This window comes from Pseudoalteromonas sp. SG45-2, from assembly GCF_014164115.1.
In the GTDB taxonomy this organism is placed as follows: domain Bacteria; phylum Pseudomonadota; class Gammaproteobacteria; order Enterobacterales; family Alteromonadaceae; genus Pseudoalteromonas; species Pseudoalteromonas distincta.
The window spans coordinates 1-1,811 of the sequence record NZ_JACJEO010000055.1; the positions used below are offsets into that span (position 1 = coordinate 1).

Annotated in this window: 3 protein-coding genes; 1 reads left to right on the plus strand and 2 read right to left on the minus strand. The window is 40.3% G+C overall.

All coding sequences use genetic code 11. The annotated features are described in order from the left end of the window. Positions 1-39 precede the first annotated feature (39 nt). A complete protein-coding gene (locus H5116_RS20545; RefSeq protein ID WP_182716923.1) occupies positions 40-366 on the minus strand; it encodes a WYL domain-containing protein in 327 nt (108 codons plus the stop codon). Beyond that, entirely contained in the window at positions 329-775 is a 447-nt protein-coding gene (locus tag H5116_RS20550; RefSeq protein ID WP_182716924.1) for an HTH domain-containing protein, read from the minus strand. Before H5116_RS20550 ends, H5116_RS20545 begins: the two co-directional genes overlap by 38 nt. 136 nt (positions 776-911) lie before the next feature. On the opposite strand from H5116_RS20550, the gene H5116_RS20040 reads away from it, so the two are divergent. Further along, complete coding sequence (locus tag H5116_RS20040; protein ID WP_182716925.1) at positions 912-1,514, plus strand: glutathione S-transferase family protein; 603 nt, start codon at positions 912-914, stop codon at positions 1,512-1,514. Positions 1,515-1,811: the final 297 nt, after the last annotated feature.

The following is a 1,811-nucleotide window of genomic DNA, read 5'->3' on the forward strand; positions in this document are numbered from 1 at the left end:
GTGCCAATAGCAGACATTTACTTAATACATTAAAACAGATTAAATTGATGAGAAATGATGGGCATAGGGGTCGTTCGCAATTAATTCCGGTCGAAGTTTAAAACTCTTTGATGCTATTTCAGCATTTTTTATCCTATCTATACGAAAGATTCTAGGTGCATTTCTAAGGTGATCCCAAGCAACAATGTACCAAACAGGCCAAGCGAGCATAAGATAATGAGACTCTATAGTTCTCGAAGAGCATCTCTTGTTTTCCGAAATATAATTAATATTTAAACAACGTTGCTCCAGAAAGGATTCACATATAGTCTGTGATATATCAATGTGATCATCTGATGATTGATACGGTGCAGTGGCTCCTAACATGTGTGCTTACAAATATCCGTTTTCGAATTCTGCTTACTCTAGAACGCTGATTTGCAGGAAATGCTTGATATAACTTCTGCTTGATTACTTCCAAATTGTTTGTCATGAAGGGTAAATTTAGTGATTCAACAATTGAGAGCGCCAGTAATAATTCAATCACCTCCTTATGGCTTAACATTAGCCGCTCAATACCCCATCGACCTGCTAAACGAACACCTCCTCCCCGACCTCTATCTGACTCGATTGGGTATCCCTCTTCTTTTAAGCTTGCCAACTCGCGCATCAAGGTTCGTTGACTAACATCTAAGTGTTCTCGTAAATCAGATGTTGTCCAATGTTGTTCAGAACGAAGCATCCCAAGCAAACGACTTCGCCTTGCAACACGATCTTTAAAATTTGTCTTCGCCATAATTTAATGTGCCAGTAAGTGACATATTTATAAATATACTTCAGATCAGTGGCTAGAGTCTAAACTTTTTAGAAGCACTTAACCAATTTCACCCGTATTTTGACAATTGAACTTATACAGAAAGGAACATTACAAGATGAAGCACTATTACAATTCAATGAGCAGATCAGTTACAACTGATTGGATGTTAAAAGAGCTAGACGTACAACATGAACAAATCAATATTAATTTTTCTGAAGATTCACCTGAATTGCGCGATCTGCAAACTATCAATCCAATGGGTAAATTGCCAACACTGGTAGATGGCGAAAGCGTTATTACAGAAACAGCTGCGATATGTGCGTATCTTTCTGATAAATATTTGGATAAGAAGCTCGCCCCTGCTATAGGGTCTAATCAAAGAGCGAAATATTATCGATACCTATTCATTGCTGGAAATACCATTGAGCCGGCATTAACCTTGGCGGCTTCAAACATCGAGCATCCTAATTCAGCAACAGCTGGGTGGGGTGATAAAACGCGAGTAGTAGCGACTATCGAAGCGATGACTCCCCAAGGTGGTTGGGCTTTAGGAGATGAGTTTACAGCAGCAGACATCGTTTTCGGCGGACTGCTAGATTCTGCGGTTACTTTTGGAATGCTTGCCCCATCACCTAAGGTAGCTGCATATATTTCTAGAATCCAACAGAGACCTGCATATAAAGAAACTCATAAGTATTTCGATGAACCGATGTCATAGTCGCGTCTCTGTATAAGTAATTATTATGTTTCGATGGGAGAGGAGAACCTTGGCGCAATGAACTACCCCGCGCCAAGGCTTTTCGCTTAGGTTCAAACTCGCTTCGCGAAGAGGGGTATCTTAATTAGCATGAGGTCAAAAACCTTTACGCCGCAAGCGGCGGGGAATTAAACCCGAAGAGATTAAAGCTTGAAGTATGCGCGTAAGATGTTCGCTATATATTAAAATCAGCCATCGTCATATCTAGAGCTATCTGTTCAAAGATACTTTAAGATTGAGATGGCTCGACTGACCGCT

Bases quoted from the DNA above. Each gene is read 5' to 3' on its own strand.
- H5116_RS20545 (WP_182716923.1), bottom strand. From the start codon at position 366: ATGTTAGGAGCCACTGCACCGTATCAATCATCAGATGATCACATTGAT.
- H5116_RS20550 (WP_182716924.1), bottom strand. From the start codon at position 775: ATGGCGAAGACAAATTTTAAAGATCGTGTTGCAAGGCGAAGTCGTTTG.
- H5116_RS20040 (WP_182716925.1), top strand. From the start codon at position 912: ATGAAGCACTATTACAATTCAATGAGCAGATCAGTTACAACTGATTGG.